General features: G+C 68.4%; 18 protein-coding genes. 10 read left to right on the top strand and 8 right to left on the bottom strand.

Annotation, left to right across the window (positions count from 1 at the left end; all coding sequences use genetic code 11):
- The first annotated feature begins 76 nt into the window (after window positions 1–76).
- The 5 genes from ABZ887_RS01625 (at window position 77) to ABZ887_RS01605 (ending at window position 3,910) form a co-directional block, all read left to right on the top strand.
- Window positions 77–235: a hypothetical protein gene (locus tag ABZ887_RS01625; RefSeq protein WP_361281708.1), complete on the top strand. Its 159-nt coding sequence runs from the start codon at window positions 77–79 to the stop codon at window positions 233–235.
- Between the two features lie 323 nt (window positions 236–558).
- Entirely contained in the window at window positions 559–894 is a 336-nt protein-coding gene (gene mobC, locus ABZ887_RS01620) for a plasmid mobilization relaxosome protein MobC (RefSeq protein ID WP_361281706.1), read from the top strand.
- On the top strand, window positions 891–2,615 hold the full coding sequence (locus ABZ887_RS01615) for a relaxase/mobilization nuclease domain-containing protein (RefSeq protein WP_361281704.1): 1,725 nt from the start codon (window positions 891–893) through the stop codon (window positions 2,613–2,615). Before mobC ends, ABZ887_RS01615 begins: the two co-directional genes overlap by 4 nt.
- 82 nt (window positions 2,616–2,697) lie before the next feature.
- Window positions 2,698–3,120, top strand: coding sequence for a hypothetical protein (locus ABZ887_RS01610; protein ID WP_361281702.1), 423 nt, complete (start codon window positions 2,698–2,700; stop codon window positions 3,118–3,120).
- Window positions 3,121–3,472: 352 nt separating this feature from the next.
- On the top strand, window positions 3,473–3,910 hold the full coding sequence (locus ABZ887_RS01605) for a hypothetical protein (RefSeq protein ID WP_361281699.1): 438 nt from the start codon (window positions 3,473–3,475) through the stop codon (window positions 3,908–3,910).
- A gap of 758 nt (window positions 3,911–4,668) precedes the next feature.
- On the opposite strand, the gene ABZ887_RS01600 is transcribed toward ABZ887_RS01605, so the two are convergent.
- From ABZ887_RS01600 to ABZ887_RS01585, 4 genes are all read right to left on the bottom strand, one after another.
- Window positions 4,669–5,286, bottom strand: a complete 618-nt coding sequence (locus ABZ887_RS01600; protein ID WP_361281697.1) for a hypothetical protein — start codon at window positions 5,284–5,286, stop codon at window positions 4,669–4,671.
- A 322-nt stretch (window positions 5,287–5,608) separates the two neighbouring features.
- Window positions 5,609–6,295 (bottom strand): DUF317 domain-containing protein, encoded by a 687-nt coding sequence (locus tag ABZ887_RS01595; protein ID WP_361282418.1) that lies wholly within the window; start codon window positions 6,293–6,295, stop codon window positions 5,609–5,611.
- A 75-nt stretch (window positions 6,296–6,370) separates the two neighbouring features.
- The gene (locus tag ABZ887_RS01590) at window positions 6,371–6,652 is read right to left on the bottom strand and encodes a hypothetical protein (RefSeq protein WP_361281695.1); all 282 of its coding nucleotides are present in this window, start codon (window positions 6,650–6,652) and stop codon (window positions 6,371–6,373) included.
- 100 nt (window positions 6,653–6,752) lie between these two features.
- Entirely contained in the window at window positions 6,753–7,127 is a 375-nt protein-coding gene (locus tag ABZ887_RS01585) for a DUF317 domain-containing protein (protein ID WP_361281692.1), read from the bottom strand.
- 331 nt (window positions 7,128–7,458) lie between these two features.
- Here ABZ887_RS01585 and ABZ887_RS01580 point away from each other — a divergent pair, with 331 nt between their 5' ends.
- The 5 genes from ABZ887_RS01580 (at window position 7,459) to ABZ887_RS01560 (ending at window position 12,929) form a co-directional block, all read left to right on the top strand.
- Window positions 7,459–8,091 carry a DUF2461 family protein gene (locus ABZ887_RS01580; protein WP_361281690.1) on the top strand — a complete coding sequence of 211 codons (633 nt, stop codon included), beginning with the start codon at window positions 7,459–7,461 and terminating at the stop codon, window positions 8,089–8,091.
- A gap of 294 nt (window positions 8,092–8,385) precedes the next feature.
- The gene (locus ABZ887_RS01575; RefSeq protein WP_361281687.1) at window positions 8,386–9,246 is read left to right on the top strand and encodes an abortive infection family protein; all 861 of its coding nucleotides are present in this window, start codon (window positions 8,386–8,388) and stop codon (window positions 9,244–9,246) included.
- Window positions 9,247–10,067: 821 nt separating this feature from the next.
- On the top strand, window positions 10,068–10,352 hold the full coding sequence (locus ABZ887_RS01570) for a hypothetical protein (RefSeq protein ID WP_361281684.1): 285 nt from the start codon (window positions 10,068–10,070) through the stop codon (window positions 10,350–10,352).
- Window positions 10,353–10,460: 108 nt separating this feature from the next.
- Entirely contained in the window at window positions 10,461–11,825 is a 1,365-nt protein-coding gene (locus ABZ887_RS01565) for a hypothetical protein (protein ID WP_361281682.1), read from the top strand.
- 597 nt (window positions 11,826–12,422) lie between these two features.
- Entirely contained in the window at window positions 12,423–12,929 is a 507-nt protein-coding gene (locus ABZ887_RS01560; RefSeq protein WP_361281680.1) for a DUF6233 domain-containing protein, read from the top strand.
- Between the two features lie 171 nt (window positions 12,930–13,100).
- Here ABZ887_RS01560 and ABZ887_RS01555 read toward each other — a convergent pair whose 3' ends face one another.
- From ABZ887_RS01555 to ABZ887_RS01540, 4 genes are all read right to left on the bottom strand, one after another.
- Window positions 13,101–14,114: a SpaA isopeptide-forming pilin-related protein gene (locus ABZ887_RS01555; protein ID WP_361281678.1), complete on the bottom strand. Its 1,014-nt coding sequence runs from the start codon at window positions 14,112–14,114 to the stop codon at window positions 13,101–13,103.
- A 35-nt stretch (window positions 14,115–14,149) separates the two neighbouring features.
- On the bottom strand, window positions 14,150–14,947 hold the full coding sequence (locus ABZ887_RS01550; protein WP_361281675.1) for a DUF317 domain-containing protein: 798 nt from the start codon (window positions 14,945–14,947) through the stop codon (window positions 14,150–14,152).
- 74 nt (window positions 14,948–15,021) lie between these two features.
- Window positions 15,022–15,510, bottom strand: coding sequence for a hypothetical protein (locus tag ABZ887_RS01545; protein ID WP_361281673.1), 489 nt, complete (start codon window positions 15,508–15,510; stop codon window positions 15,022–15,024).
- A gap of 29 nt (window positions 15,511–15,539) precedes the next feature.
- On the bottom strand, window positions 15,540–16,400 hold the full coding sequence (locus ABZ887_RS01540) for a DUF317 domain-containing protein (protein ID WP_361281671.1): 861 nt from the start codon (window positions 16,398–16,400) through the stop codon (window positions 15,540–15,542).
- Window positions 16,401–16,404 lie beyond the last annotated feature (4 nt).

Raw genomic sequence — 16,404 nt, 5'->3', positions numbered from 1 at the left:
CCACCGATCTTTCCGGTGGCCTGGCCTCGGCCGGACCAGGCCACGACCTCGCTGGACGAACCCGCCATTCCTGCCCGTGTTCCTGCACGCCGCCGTGCTCCCGCCGCACGGCCAGTGGCTCGTCCAGCACCGTCCCGCATCCCCCGTCCAGCTCCTCGACGGCCCGGCCGCCATGGTCGATTTCGCCGCCGACATCCAGCACCGCATCCGCACCAGGAGGAACCGCATCCGATGACAGATCCTACGACGCCTCCCACCCCCACAGCAGGTGAGGCGGAAGCCAACTCCAGTTCAGCGGGAGCAAGTTGGTGCATGAGCATTGCTCCCGCTGGGAGCAATGCTCTTGCGTCTCCCGCCCCAGGGGTGGCGGGAGCGGATCGGCACCGGGGGGCGCCGATCCGTCAGGATGCGGCCGAGGGCGGACCGCATCCTGACGAAGGGGACAGCCACTCCTGCCACAGCAGCGACTGCGCCCACGCCAGACCGCCGAAGCCTCGCGTCCAGCAGCGTGAGCGCCTGCGCAACGAGAAGAAGCGCATACACCAGCCGAGCTGCCGCATGAACGACGCCGAATACCACCTCCTAGTCCGCGCCGCAGCCGCCTGCAACATGAGCGTCGCCAACTACCTCGCCCGCGCCGCGCTCAAAGCCGCCCGCAACCTCGACCTCACCGCCGCGGAAATCGCGGGCGAACGCGAGATGCTGAACGAGCTGTTCGCCCTGAGAACCGCACTCAACCGGATCGGAAACAACCTCAACCAGGTTGCTGCAGCACTGAATTCGGACGAGCCCGCACCGCAGGCCAAGGCGGTCCTCGCTGGTGTCGACCGGGTCTCCCTGCGTGTGGACGCCTACGTCCAGCGCTACCTGGATGGCGAGCGTCCTGCCGCATGATCCCCAGAGTCCACGACATGGGCAATGACACCTACGGCCTGCTGGAATACCTGTACGGTCCCGGCAGGGCAGAGGAGCACGTCGACCCCCACCTCGTCGCCGCGTGGGACCGTCTGGCCCCCGACCCCGGCCGCGGCCCCAAGGCGACCCAGCGCGACCTGCAGCGACTGCTGGACCAGCCCGTCATGGCCCTGTCCGAAAGCACCAGGCCCGCCGAGCACGTATGGCACCTGTCCGTGCGCGCTGCGCCCGAAGACCCGATCCTCACCGACGAGCAGTGGGCGGACATCGCCCGCCGCATGGTCGCTGCCACCGGAATCGCCCCCGAAGGCGACGAGGCTGCCTGCCGCTGGGTGGCCGTCCGCCACGCCGACGACCACATCCACATCATCGCCACCGTCGTCCGCCAGGACGGCCGCCGAGCCCGCATCCGCCACGATGGCGCCCGCTCCCAAGCGGAAGCCCGGAAGATCGAAGTCGACTACGGGCTACGCCGGTTGAACACCGGCGACAAAACCGCCGCCAAGCGCCCCACCAGCGCCGAACGCCACAAGGCGAACCGCCAGCGCAGAGAACGAACCCCACGCGAGGAACTGCGTGAGAGAGTACGCCGCGCCGCCGCCGGCGTCGTCGGCGAGCAGGAGTTCTTCGACCGCCTGGCCGCCGCCGGCCTCCTGATCCACCAGCGCGTCGCGCCCTCCGGCGATCTGCTCGGCTACAAGGTCGCGCTGCCCGACGACCGCAACGAGAACCAGGAGCCGATCTACTACTCGGGCTCCACCCTCGCCCCCGACCTCTCCCTCCCCAAGATCCGCGAACGGTGGGCCGCCAAGGCTTCCGAACCTGACCGTGACGCCGCCACCGAACCTTCCTCCGGCTCCGCCCGTATCAGCCCGTCGACCGCGCGCCGCCAGGCGACACGGGCGGTGTGGCAGGCCGTGCTCGTCCTCGACCAGGGCGACGACGGGCAGATCGCCGCGCAGCTCGCCGCGGCCGGCGAGGTCCTCGACGCGTTGGCCAAGACCTCGGCTGCGCACACCCGGCGCGAACTGCGCGACGCCGCCTTCGTGTTCGAGCGGGCCACGCGCTCCCACATCCGGGCCCAGCGAGGCCACGCCCACGGTCTGCGGCGGGCCGCCCGTGACCTCCTCCACGGCGGGCCGGCGCTCGGCCGTGGGGAGGACGGCGCCACCACCGCCATGCTGATCGACATGTTGTTCTTCCTGGTCACCGCCGCCGCCCACTGGCACGGGATGAAGGAGCACGCCCAGCAGGCCGCTGCTGCCCGCGAGGCTGCCGAACAGCTGCGCGCCGCCTACCAGGCCGCCGCCCCCGTATTCCTGGGCGTCATGCACCAGCGCGGCCATCGCCTGTCCCAGCCCCTGCTGCGCAAACAGGCCGCCTCCCTGCGCCGGGCGGTGCCGGAGCTGGCCGAGCAGGTCCTGGCCGAGCCGGGCTGGTACGCGCTGGCCGCCACCCTCGCCGACGTCGAGAGCGCCGGTCACGACCCGGCCGCGCTCCTGGCCCAAGCCGCCGCCCGCCGGGAGCTGGACACCGCCGACTCGATCAGCGACGTCCTCGTGTGGCGGCTGCGGCGGATGGCCGATCTGCCCGCGGACGCCTCCTCCATGCCACCGCACACCACCCCCGCGCGCACCGCCACCCGCGAAACCGCGCAGCGCAACGCGAAGGGAAAGGACCAATCCGGCAACACCCGCTGAATTCAACAATTCTAGAGTTGCAGCAGGTCAGGGACTTGCGGCACTCTCCTCGTGCAGGTGAGACGACAGAGATGGAGACCGCATGTTCCGACGTACCCGTGCGGAGAGAGACTTCCGTGAAGCACAGCGTGCCGGCCAGGCACTGCTGGCGATGCACACGGAGTGGCCGCTGACCGACGCACCAGGCCCGGCTGGCCCGGAGACCATGGTGCCGGACTTCCTGCCGCCGGAGTTCCGGGCGCCGGTCCGCCAGGACGTCTCGGGGTTCATGATGCGCTGGGACCGGCCGCTCGTCATCGACGGGGACATCCACCAGTGCCACTGCGGTGCGTACCGGAACTGGATCGTCTTCAACATGCGCGACGACTCGGTGTGGCTGCGCTGCCCAGCTGGCCACGAGACGAAAGAGCCGCGCCTGGACACCGCCTGGTACAACCACAACTCCGGTCCGGTCGACCGCTTCCACCCCACCCTCGAAGAGGGCCTGCGCCACCTCGGCCACTGAAACCCGCGAAACCCCTTCCCCTGCCCCTGCGTTCGTCGGCGCCCGAAGAGCCGGCCCGGTCAGACCATCCGTCCCGCACCACAAGGGGTTTCCGCATGCGCCTGTCCACCACGACCGCCCTCGGCCTGAGCGCGCTCACCGTCCTTGCCCTGGCCGACTGCTCCACCCGCACCGAGCCCGCCACCACCGTCACTCCACCTCGTCTTCCACGTCCGCGCACCAGGACGGCACGGCGGAGGCATCCGCGCCGCTGTCCTCGGCCGAGCTGAAGACGCGGCTGCTGAGCGAGAGCGACCTGGGCGAGGGCTACACCCGCACTCCGCAGCCCGCCGTCCGGCACGACGACGTCACCGTGATCGGCTGCCCGGCACTGGCCGAGCTCGGCGGCAACACAGCCACCAGCACCAACCTCGAATTGCCCCGCAGGGCCAAGGTGTCCTTCACCTACGCCGGCAGCAGCAGCTCCGAGCTGTCCGAGGAGCTCTACAGCGACAGCGCGGCGAAGCTGTCCAAGGGCATCGGCACGGTCTTCGACGCGATGCTCTCCTGCCCCACCTACCAGGTGGTGTCGGGCAGCACCGTCATCGACATGGTCACCACGAAGACGAGTGCCCCTCAGCTGGGTGACGAGCGGTGGAGCCAGCTGCTCACCTACTCCGCCGGCGGGCAGAGCAGCGTCGTCAAGCAGACGGCGATCCGCAGCGGCAACGTCCTGGTGATCGTCTCCGGGTCTCTCGCTCTCGTCGACGCCCACCTCGCCGACGCCGTCCAAGCAGCGCAGGCCCGCTGACGCACGGCACTTGATCATGCCCCGCCCTCCCCTGCTGTTCGGGGCAGGACGGGGCGTTCGCCCTCCGACACTACCGTGTCGGCGGACGCCGAACGCCCCGTCGGCGCCATGATGCGGCTCCGGCCCTCCGTCGTGGGCCATCAGCACATCACCGTACGAAGGAGGTCACCCCGGTGGTGAAGCGTCCCACGACCCGCGGGTGCTTTGCGTTCGTCACCACACCGCGCCGTGAGGTCGTACTGCAACTGCGGGACGAGAAGGCCGGCATCGCCTGGCCGGGACACTGGTCGCTTCCCGGCAGCAGGACCGAGGCGGACGCAACTCCGCTCGAGACGGTCCTGCGGGACTGCTGGAGGAGACCGGCATCGTCCGGAGGCGATCGAGGAAGTAGTACCGGTCACCGCCTACGAGAAGGGCAAGACGCCGCCCCGTCTGTTCGCCGTGTCCTGGGACCGCACCGAGAGCGAACTCCTCCTCGGCGAAGGCCAGGCCCTGCGCCTGTTCCCCTCGACGCACTGCCCGAGCCGATGCCGCCCCACATCCGGCACTACATCGAACAGCTCGCACCGCGCCTGCCGCCCTCGTGCCGCTGACACGCCCGCGCCATCCGGGCACCTGGCGTACGGGAAAGGCACCACACCCCGACGCAACGTAAGCGGGCCCGCTCTCTCACCATGACAACGGTGAGAGAGCGGGCCCTGAAGCAGTGGGAAACTCAGCGGACGGCCCGGCACGGTCGAGCAGGCCCGTGCACGAGGTCATGACAGCGCGGGCATACCCGCCTCCGGCGTATGAGGCCGTTCGATGGCGAGCAGCCGGTCGGGGTGGAGGCCCAGCTCCACGATCTCGTCGTCGGCGGGCACGTAGGCGAGGATCGTGAACTGTCGCCTCCGGGCGGGGTGGGTCACGGTCAGGACGTGATGCCGGTCCAGGCAACCGGACACGGTATAGGCGTCACCGGAGTTGAGATCCGCAGCACGTCCGTGAACGGTCTTCAGTTCCCGGCGCTGCTTCCACCAGCGGGCCCGCGCCCGCATCCGGGCCAGCGCCGTCGCCCGTCGCTCGCGCTCGGTCTTCCAAGCGCGGCAACAGGGGGTGCACTCCACGGTGGCGTCGAGGTTCGGAGCGGAAAGCGGCAGGCCGCACAGGGCACTGCCGGTGGCGGCGTTGCGGCGGTGACCGCTGACGAGGTTGCCCCGGCCTCCGGGCGCCCACAGCACGTCGTCTTCGCGCGGGCACACCTCGTCGGCAGGCACGCGCACCTCGCCCGCCAGGCGATCGAAGCAGGTCAGAGCGGCAACCAGCGCAGTGCAGTTCGCACACTTCCGCCGCGCGGACATCGGGCGCGGATCGAGCGGCTTGCCGCAGTAGCCCATCAGGTGGCCCGGGATCGGCCTGTGCGCAGTGGCCCCTTACCCGTCCCGACGGCGGGCCGGAGATCCGGTTCACCACCGGGGTGCGGCGCCGTGGTCAGGATCAGGAAGGCGCGCGTGCAGCTCTGGCATAGGGAGTGCGCCGTGTCCTCTCCGATCGGCGCAAGGTCCGTCGACTGAGTGGCGCACACCGTCAACGGCTCGGTGCCAAGCATCACGCCGTGGTGCGCAGTCCCGGTGGTAGGCGAGATGGACAGCCGGATCAAGGGCAGGGGCAAGCAGACCTCCAAGGTCAAGGTCGGGATGGTGAGGGGGTGCCGTGCCGTCAGTCGCGGCGTACGACGGTGAGCCGTTCCTGAGCGCCGTCGGGCAGAATGCGCCGGGCAACGGGGACCGGAGAGGCGAGGGAGGCGGCGAATGCCGCGACCAGGTCGTGGGGGACGCTGGCGCTGAAGCTCGCGCACCACAGGTACGGCGCTCCCAACACGGGTTCCGCCCATGCCTGCCATCCCAGGAGGTCGTCCCTGGGGTCGGCGTCCTGGATAAGCGGCGGCAGCGTCTCCAGCGAGATGCTGGCGGAGAAGCCGGGATCGGTCGCGGTCGTACGCGGACGGTCCAGGTCGCGCAGCCAGCCACACGCGCTGAGCACAGTGAGCACCGTCTCCGCGTCCTCGAACCCGGCATCGGGCGCTTCGCGGGCGTCGAGCGCGAGGACGAGGTCGGCTATCGCCTCGTGCGGGACGCCAGCAGTGAAATACGCGTTCCACTCGGTCATGGCCGAGGCAGTGTGCGGGCGGGCCGAAAGCTGCCAGGCCACGGGGAGCCCGCCCAGCTCGAACGGGTAGGCGGCGAGGATCCATTCGGCGCCGCGCAAACCGTCGGGACTCATATAGAGCAGGGTGTTGCGGGAGGTCGGCCACATGCGCCAGCCGAGCCCGCTGAGGGTGTCGCCGATCCGCTCGGCGAGGGCGTCGTCATCGCCGGCCAGGTGGCGCGGGGTGACCCAGTACACCGGGTCCGGCAAACGGGGGTGGGAGGGATCGATGGGGTGGTGCGGATGCAGGGGCGCCTCCGTGGATTCGATGGATCACTGGCCGGTGTGCGGCCCGCTTGCGCCGCGCCGGCGACGCGCGGGTCCCTCTGCCGGGGGCTGCCAGGTCAGAGCGACCGCCACCGCTGGCGGCAGGGGGCCGAACTGCTCGGCCTCTGGGGACTCGGCGATGTAGACCACCGGTCGGCCCTGCTCGTCCGCCACCGAATCCACACCGCCCAGGCGGTGGGCCATGGGGAAGAAGGGATTGACGGCGAGGCGGACGGGCGTGTCACGGTCGTACGCGGACAGCAAGTCGAGCAGGTCACCGACGGTCATTTCGCGCTGGTGCGGGTCCAAGGTGTTCTCCAAGCAGTAGCGGGCGAGGCCGCGAGAGGGGAAGCAGGGTACGCGGGGCGTACGAAGGGGAAGGGACGCGTCAGTCACAGGGGCGGGAGGCGGCCAGGATCTGGGCCACGACAGCAGCAATGATCTCCGCTGGGGTCTCCGTCCCGAAGGACATCCGGTAGCCGGGGACGTTTGCAGTGCCGGTGACGGCGATCACCCAGCCCCTATCCGTCGCCCGGTCATCATCGGGACCGCCGGGCCGGCCGTTGGGGAAGTAGCCGAGGTAGAACCGGCCGTCGCGCGAGCCGATGTGGACATCGGCCCGGTCGTCCACGATGTGGGTGAAGTCGGCCTCCGTGAACTGGTCGATCACCTGCATCGGCTGGCCGGCGCCGAGCTTCCAGGAATGAAGCCGCAGGGCCGCAACCGTCGTGGAGAATCCCGGTTGATCCGCATCCAATGGCACCGCATCACCTCTCTGACCTGGCGTTTTAGGGAAGGTCGTTTAGGTTGACATGGCGTCACGGCGATCACCAGTCCTTGCCGGATCTTTCCTGTCTGCCACAGGCGAACTGCCGTCCGCTGACACTGTGGGATCTCAAGTTCGGCTGCACAATCTCACCACCCGCTTCATTTCGACTGCACGCTCCGTGCTCCTCGACGAACTCGCCCACTGCGCACGGCGCATCCAACTGGTCGGCGAGGCCCACCTCAGCACCTCCCACCTTGTCTGGGGTTATTCCCCGCCTGTTTCACTCTCCGAGCACGCGGATCGTGGGGTGAGCTATCCTCCGCGCATGCGTGGACAGTTCACCGGCTGGCCGGAGCAGGCCATGGATGTCTTGTGGCGGCTCCAGGGTGAACCGACCCACGCGACCCGCGAGCTCTGCCGCGCGGACCGCGAACGCCTGGTCCGGCAACCGATGATCGCCCTGCTCAACGAGGTCGCGGACGCCGACCCCCGGTACGAGGACTTCTCCGTCTGGCACTACCGCACCGACTCCTGGTGGTGGCAGCACCAGGGTGCAGTGATCCGACTCGGCCGCAAGATCGAGATCGGTCTCCGGTTCGACCTGGACGGCCTGCGGATCCAGGGCGCCTGGTGGTACCCCGATCCCGGCCAGGTGGACATGTTCCGCAAAGCTGTGACCTCCGAGGGGAGCGGCCGCGAGCTGTCCGCCATCGTCGAGGCCGTGCGGAAGAAGGGCTACGACATCTCCGGGGACGTGATGAAACGCCCCCCGCGCGGCTATCCGACGGACCACTCCCGTATGGACCTGCTGCGCCACCGTTCGCTGATCGCCGCCCGCCCCCTCGGCTGCGAGGAGTGGCTGCACACTCCCGAGGCGGTCGAACGGGTCCTCTCGGCTGCCGCCGACCTGGATGCCCTCCTGACGTGGCTGGTCCGCCACGTGAAGCGCGCCGCCTGACATCACCTCGGCCAGGGGGGATGGCGCGGTCGAAGTCAGGCCCCGGAGAGCACATCTGGCTGGAGTTAGGGAATGCCGGGGCGATGCCCCCGCTCAGCGCGATGTTGCGGTCGAGCATCGGGGCAGTCCCCCTCCATACGGCACCCCACACAGCCGACCGCTCACGACCAACGGCCACCCAGTGGCCGATCAGCCGCAACCAGAGACTAGTTGGTCAGACGGGCGCGGCATGGATCAGACGTCACCTTGGGAAAAGACAGTGACGGTGTCAGGGTCTGCTCCTATCTTCAGACCATGACCGTCACCGCACGGCGGGAGCTGGTGAGCCCGGCGACCCGCAACGCCTTCCGCTCTCTGGCCACGGACCTGACGATCCGGATTGTCGCCGAACTGTGGGAGGACCACGGGTTCGCGCCAATCCCGCCAGATGAACTGAAGTACCAGGACTCAGGCCAGCGGCGGACTGAATTCATGCTCTACGCGGAGGGCGTGGACTGGTCGGATCCGAACCAGGTTCGGCGTGTACTCCTGGTCTTCGAGGACTTCATCCGCGCGTACCGGAACCCGGACGATCAGGGAACGCCGAAGTGGCTTGACGACATCAGGGTCCGCTTGGAGCGGGACGGCTTCACTCTCGATAAGGAGGGGAGGATCTCCTGGTCCAACCCGCCAGTGCTGGTCCGCGACCTCAGCACCCTGAGCGACGCCTCCGGCATCACGATCGAGTTGGAGCGCATTCGGAGGGACCTGACCACAGATCCCCATGGGGCCATCGGCGCGGCCAAGCAGCTCATCGAGGCAACGGCGAAGACCGCTCTTGGAGAGCTGAACATCGAGGTCGACCGAAACGCGGCGCTCCCAGCCCTGATCAGCACGGTCCAGAAGGCGCTGAAGCTCGACGCTGGCTCGGCTCCTGATGGGCCCGACGGCAGTAAGGCCGTGAAGAGAATCCTTTCGGGCTCGGTGAACATCGCAGTCGGCGTCGCCGAACTGCGCAACCAGGGCTTCGGCAGCGGTCACGGTCAAGCGAGCGCACCGTCTGGGCTTGGAGTGCGTCATGCCCGCCTGACGGTCAATGCTGCCGTGACCTGGTGCGAGCTGATCCTTGACACGCTCTCGGACCCCGCCGCGCCGTGGCGCAAGACCAAGGTCTGATCACTTCGCGAAGAGGGCCAGGTTTCGGGGTGGAGCAGATCGCGCCACCCCGCAGGCGTGACTTCAGCCCGCCAACTTGGACCTCCCGCCCACCGGTCCCGGCGGGCCGACTACACCCTGAGGAAATGCCCTTGCCGTGAGACGGACCGGCTGTGCCATCAACTTGAGACAGCGTAAGAGCTGCTGGTCAGCAAGGACGGCCAGTACCACGAGCCGCGAGATCCTACAGACACCGAACCGAGTCCACCGGAGTCAGCGGGCCTTCCGCGGGATCTCCGCTTTCCGCTGCTGTACAGCAGTGGCGTCCCACCGAGTGGTGTAGCCATACCGGCGTGTGCCTCCGCTCAGAGCCGAGGTGGCGCTTGCCAGCTGGGTCACCCGGCCACAGTGCGTGTTGCTCGCGGGGCTTCAGCTCCCCGATCCGGCGCCGAAGCGACTGCGTCGGCCAACTGATCTGCGGAGTCACGAACCCCAGGCCCCTACACCACCCAGCGGGACGCAACCTGTTCAGCCTCAGCGTTACTTTCACTCACCAACGCATCGGCGAGACACCCAGGTCAGGGCAGCATGAGCGCGAACACCTCGACGTCGCATGGCAGCAGGGGCACGCTGGAGCGCCAGGAACTCAGCTCCCGGGGGTGTCGATGGAATGGGTCTCATTGGCAAGCACTATCGTCGGGGGAGGAATTGCGACGGCATCGGCCGGAATCCTGGATCATCGCCGGTGGAGACGAGAACGAGGCGATCAGCACACCGCAAGCCGACGTTCGCTCTACGTCTCCTACCTCTCTGCTCTCGCCTCGGCTCGACACGCTTGCCGCATGGCCGTTCGCGAGCCCGAGCGCGAACCGGAGGAGCGCAGGCGTGCGGTGTGGGAACCATTCGAAGCCTGCACAAACCTGCGATACGAGCTGTCCATCTGCGCGCCGCTCTACGTGGTCGTGGAGTCTGACGATTCGTTCCGACGGCTACGTGACCTGCGCGACGTGGTTGCCGACGGTTTTAGCAGGGACAGCGACGAGTACGTTGCTGGGCGGCATCGATATGACCAGGCGTACCAGGCCCTTCGGGATGCCATGCGTAAAGACCTCGGCGCCGATGCCTAGCTTCGCCTCAAAGGAATCAGTGGGGCCGCGCCCTCTCACAGCAACTCACTATAGCGAGCACGGGAAAAGCTGTCTCGTTCCGGGGTTTGCTCGGACGACACTGTGCCGGTGAAGTTGTTCGATCTGGGCTTTGAGCCCGAAGAGGTGATCTCGCACCCCCGGCACCAGGCCGCACAGGTGGACCTGGTGCCGTTGGTCGAGCGCGTACGGTCCTGCCGCAGCCCTCAGGACGGCTACGAACTACAACAGGACCTCCTTCGGCACCTCCTCGAAGTGGAGGAACACCGCAACGCCTTCAGCAAGGCGGTCAAGCGCATGCGCGCCGGAAAGGCCCCCCAAGCCGGTGCACCCGAGCCCCAGTCAGGGCTGCACCTGTCCGACATGGAGACGTGGATCTTCGAGCGCGAGCTGTGCGAGCGCATAGCGCGGCAGTTCCGCTCGATCGGCGACGCACTGGCCTGGCGGGCCTTCAACCACGACCGCAGATACATCCTGGCCCTGTGCCGAAACGCAGCGCCCGGAATCATGGCCGGCAAGGCCGGCCTGGAGACGGAGCTGGCGACCGTGGAGGAGCGTTGGCGCGTCGACGGCCAGTTCGCACTCATGCACGACCTGACCAACTGCCTTCGGATCGGCGACATCACGGTCTGGCAGGACGACGGACCGCACACCTATGAGATCAAGACGAACGACAGGTATCGCAATCGCTCCCAAGAGCAGCGGATCGAGACCGCGTACGAGGCCGTCAGGACAGGAGCCGCGTTGCCTGGGGACAACCCTGGAGAACGGCTCCACGACATCGACACCCCGCTGCGGACGCACATGGAGCTGTTGCAGACCGCTACCCAACGCGCCACCAGGGACGGGATCTTCGCTGCCAAGGTGCCCGGCAGCCGTGCTTTGATCGCCGTAGACCTGCACGGCGTGATCAGCCAGGACTGGACGCCGCAGGGGTTCCGGCAACGGGTGGCCCGCCAATGGGACGCCGCACGGCGGCGCGCACGCATTGGTTACCGGCTCGACTTGAACATGCACGCCACGACTCTGGACAGCGTCTCGCGCGACCCGCTGCGCGTCCCGTGGGCCGTCTACCCCCTGAACCCTGTTGCCGCAGCGCGCCTCATCGGCGACGTCATGACCTTCGTGGTGGAGACCTCCGGCCCGTCCCTGGCCGCAGACCTGACCTCCCGGGGGATCCCGACACAGTGGGTACGTCCACCGGGAACCGAGGACGTGAAGGCTGGCGAAGTCGTTATGGAGATGTACAGCGGGACCGAGTGGCGCGCTCCCAACGGCCTTACCGCCAAGCTGTCCCGGACTCTGCAGCTGAGGCGGTCGGAAATGGATCGCTACCTGATCGAACTGCTGGACCAGAACTGCTGGGCAGCGGGGATCCGGCACTTGTTGCTGTCCCCGGAAACCTCCGACCGGCCGTGGCCGGTCTTTCGCGATGAGGGTCACACCTGGCTGTGACAACGCACCCGCGTGGCCTGCGAGCTGTAGGGAAGTTCCTGGTTCCGCTCACCAAGCCCAGGAGGGAGCGCGGCAGCGCGCTGGGCACGGCTGCGGCCGGCCGAGAGAATTGGTTCATGGATCAGGACAGCGAGTCGAACGCGCTCAAGAAGCTGGCGCAGGTGCCGGATCAGTCGCAGCGGCGTCTACGCCAGCCGAACGAGGTGTCCGCTGCAGGAACCGGCTGAGGAACACGGCTCGGCGGCATCGCCGAACTCTAGCTGTGCGTCTGCTGACAAGTAGCACGAGAGTGGCCCGCTATCACCGCGAGTCACAGCTGACCTGGTCAGATGCGGGATAATTCGAACACGTGATGCAATACCTGGTATGCGATGCCCTGCATTCCCCGAGGAACTGATCGCCGCGCAGCTCGCGTGGAACCACACCTATCGGACGCATTCCGATCCGGCACATAGCGGCAGGACCACGACGCTGCGGCGGAGGCTGCTGCAGCTGTCGGTACAGGTGTGGTGTCATCCCTACTGGCGCACGGCAGGTTCGGACCAGCGAGTGGCCCTACAGATGCGGGCACGGGAGCTGGAGTCCGGGGTGCTGTAGATGAACAGCGCGTCCGGAGAACGGCCGCTCACCGACGGCGTCCCCGCGAGGGTCACGCTGACCTTGCCGGACGCACAGACCGTAGAGGTGCGGCTCTATGAACGTCTTCGTACGACACACGGACACCCCTGGCGTTACCGCGTAGGGGTTCCTGCATGGACAGCAACGGAGAGCGGCGTCGAGGCCGTCGAATACTCCGTGTGGGTTACAGACAGGGAGTTGCAGCCGATCGGGGGTGTGGACTTGTCGGCCGTGCCGACGCATCGGCCTGCGGAGCCCCTGCCGCCCCCGCAGCCGTCGGGGTGGGTGGTACGGCCTGATCCACGACGTCGCGGAGGGACGGTCGTGCACGACGCTGTCTGCCCCGAAGCAACCGGTGGGGGCAAGGAAATGGGCACGCTGGAGGCGCTGGACGCATTGATGCGGCCTGGCGCTTCAGCATGCCATGAGTGCTGCGCGGCTGAAATCCTCATTCCTGCAGTGGAGTTGGGCAAGGGATACGGGTAGCCACCACCGCGTTTCCGCTCGCCACATGCTGTGAGTCAGCCCCTGGTTTTCTTCGGGGAGGACTGGACGAGCGAGCAGAGCACCTTGTCCATCTGCCCAGCCAGCCGGGCAGACAAAACCCCCGAAATCCGCATGGGGAATTCGGGGGCTGGTGAGAAGATCCGATCTTGATCAGGCCTGGGCGCTTCCACTCTCGTCCTTGGTACGGCAGCGCCGTACGGCGAAGACAGTTTCACTGCCAGCGGCAAGGAGGACACCGGCGCCGCCGAGCAGCCATGGAGTGGCATCGGCACCGGTGTGAGCGAGAGAGCCGACAGCGCTCTTCGAGGTGGCGCCGGACACATCGGCCGTCGGAGAAGAGTCGGCGCCCGTCGTCGGGGAGCCCGCCGCGCTGGCCACCGTGCTACCACTCGCCGTCTCGCCGGGCGCGGTCGCCGTGTTGATCAGCTTCTCGGATGACGTGGGGGCGGGGGTCGTGCCACTGGTCTTCTTGGCGTTGGTGATGGTCACGGTCACCGGGTCGCCCGGCTTGGCTTTGAACTTCTTCGTGGACGTGTAAATCGCGTAGCCGGCGGGCGCCTTGACCTGATTGACCCAGAAGGTGCTGCCGGTGCGGGAGTTGATGGGCAGTGTGCCGCTGGCCGTTCCCTCGGAGCCGGTAGTCAGCGTCAGGATGGTCGTGTCGCCGCTGCCGATGTTGACCGTGGACCCGGCCAGCAGCTTGCTGGTCTTGTCGTCCTTGGCCTTCAGCAACAGGGAGGCGGACTTGAACGGGGCGATGATCGTCAGCGAGGTGTCAGCACCGGGAGTGACGATGACGTCCTGGTCGTCCACGACGTCGTGCAGCGGGCTACCGGAAGCCGTCTGCTTGAGCCGGTAGATGCCCGGCGCGAGGTCGGAGAAGGCCAGCTTCGCCTGTGTGTCGGTCTTGCCTCGTCCGGCTTCCTGGCCGGCGGAGTCGAGCAGCAGGAACGCGGCGTCGCGGAGCATATCCCCGGCCGTGTCCTTCACGGTGATCTCGACGCCGCCCGCGTCAGGGGCCGGTGTTTCTGCGGGCGCGGCGGAGGCCGAGGAGGTCAGCTCGGACGGCTGCGCCGTCGCGGCCGACGCCCAGCTGAGGGTGCCGGTTACCGCAGCGGCGACGGCAGCGGTTCGCACGGCGCCGCGGACGAAACGGGGATGCACGAGAAGAGGGGCTCCTTGATCAGGGGCTGGGAGGGTCATCGGGTCCGGCCGGAGGCCGGGGCGGGAGGCGGCGGGGCCGCAAGCGTGTTACTGGGCGCCTGCCTGGCTGTCGTGGTGGTGACGTAGAGGGCGCGGCGGGTGAGGACAGGGATGTCCTGGACGGTGCGGTGCAGTGGCTCGGTGGAGATCAGCGAGGCGGCGAGGGCTGCGACGAGCGTGGTGGGTGTCCCGAAGGAGAAGCGGGCCGTCCAGTGGGGCTCGCTGGGGAATCCGCCCCAGGCCCGCCAAGCTGGTCTGTCGGCGCCGTTGGCGTACTGGTGGCGTACGCCACCGAGTTCGTCCGGGGCGAGGAAAGTCTGTGTGCCGTCGGTCTTGACGTCGTGGCTCCAACCACAGGCGAGCAGCGGTGCGTATGCCTCGTACGGCGCCATCTCTTCCTGGAACAAGCGGTCTTGGTCGCTGTGCCGGTCTTCGAGGTAGAGGTCGAGCAGTTCGGTGTGGACGTCGTGGAGCAGTTCGACGGGGGTGGTGGCGTCAAAGGTGATCCACCAGGCTGGCGGGGTGAAGTCCGGTGGGGTGAACGGGGCTTGGTGTGCGGTGGTGGTCCACGTGCCCTTGCCGGGCTTGTCGGGCTGGGGGTCGTAGGTGGTCTGCAGTCGCAGGCAGGGGCTGAACGCGGCGGCCGTGCCGTTGTCAGTCTGAGCGAACAGCCAGCCCTCGTCGAAGGGAAAGGCCCATGCCGTGCGGGGGTCAAGGGCGCCGGGTCCGGCGAGGTGGCGGGGAAGCACCTGCACGGTCTGGGCCGAATCGAGGTTCTCCAAGGGGTGGGTCATCACAGGCAGTGCTCCTGCGGGAAATTACGGAACGCCGAATGCCGAACGTCGGGGCCGGTGAGTGGGGGCGCGGCTCAGCGGGCGCGGGCGCCGGCACGGGTGACCGGCGCGGCGGCAGAGGGGCGCGGGGACCGGCTCGCGGTGTGGCTGGGCGCGGATACGCTCCAGGCACCGGGGAACCAGATGGCGCTGTACTGCTCGATGGCATCGCGCAGCCCGGTGGTGACGGCGCCGTCCCACGGTGGCCGACCGGGACGGTGGTACTTGTTGAATGTGCCGTACCCGCTGGTGTTGCGGCTGGTGTTGTTGGCTTCGTCGCGCCGGTGGAAGGTGCCGTGGTCCACGAAGCCGAGGGCCACAGCGTCGATCTCGCCGCGGTCCGGGTGGACGACCGCCAGACGCAGCCCGCCGTAGGTGTCGGCGTGGATGGTGCGGCTGAAGTCGATCCGAAGCCGCAGGGGCGTGCCCGGAACCGGGGCCGCGTAGTAGGTGTTGCCGACGACGGTGTGGTCGTGGAAGGGGAGGCACAGTTCGGCAAAGAACGCGGGTGCCTGCAGGGACAAGGAGTCTCCGGTCGGGATCGGGGCCGGTGTTAACGGCGCGGGCTGGGCAGGGCCAGGCGGCTGGTGGTGCTCCAGCGCGGGACGCTGGTTGTGGGCAGCGCGGCCGGGCGACGGGAGGCGAGGCGCTGCACGTCGAGCGGGGTCGGACCGGGCGGGCGCGGCGGGAGGATGGGGGTGAGCTGGGCCAGGTCCTCGACGTAGCTGTAGGTGGATTCGCGCCAGCGGGGCAGGGGGACGGGATCGCAGACGGACTCGGTGACGGCCTTGAGCAGGGCGACGGGGGTGTCGGTGCTGAAGGTGGCGTACCAGAAGGGGCGGCTGAGGGAGGTGCCGGCCCACAGCTGCCAGCGGGCGTCGCGGGTGGTCAGCTCGGTTTCCGCAACGAGATCGCCGGTGGTGTACTCCAGGGCGGCGAGCCCGTCGGGTGACTGGACGGCGAAGACGCCCCCTCGGGGGCGGTCGAACAGCCAGCCGCGGTTGACGAGCGGATCGATGGCGAGGAACGGGTCCCGGTCCTTGCTCCCGGAGACCGGCCGGGCGAGGTAGCGGTCCGGGCCCCGTTCGTACGCGGCAGCGAGCGCGGTGGTAAAGGCGGTCACGAACTCCGTCGGCGCGGAGTCGTTGAAGCAGACGCCCCACACGGGCGGGCCGAAGGGATCCTTGTAGGCGTTGATGCGCCACAGGCCGTCGTCATCGCCTTCGGGGAGATAGCCCGGGCGCACCCTGCAGTCCGGGGCGTTCAGGTAGGCGTTGCCGAGGTCGTCATGGTGCAGTTCCCAACCGAGTTTGCGCAGCGGGTCAAGGCCCGGATCGCCGACAGCAGTGGTACGGGCGAGATGGCGGGGAGAGACGTAGACGTCTCCGTCGATGGTGTCGTCGTGAAGCGGCACAGAA

Origin of the sequence: Streptomyces sp. NPDC047061 (assembly GCF_040643955.1) — a bacterium.
Classification (GTDB): domain Bacteria; phylum Actinomycetota; class Actinomycetes; order Streptomycetales; family Streptomycetaceae; genus Streptomyces.
Note: the sequence above shows the minus strand (reverse complement) of the source record. Positions and strands in the feature narration are given on the sequence as shown.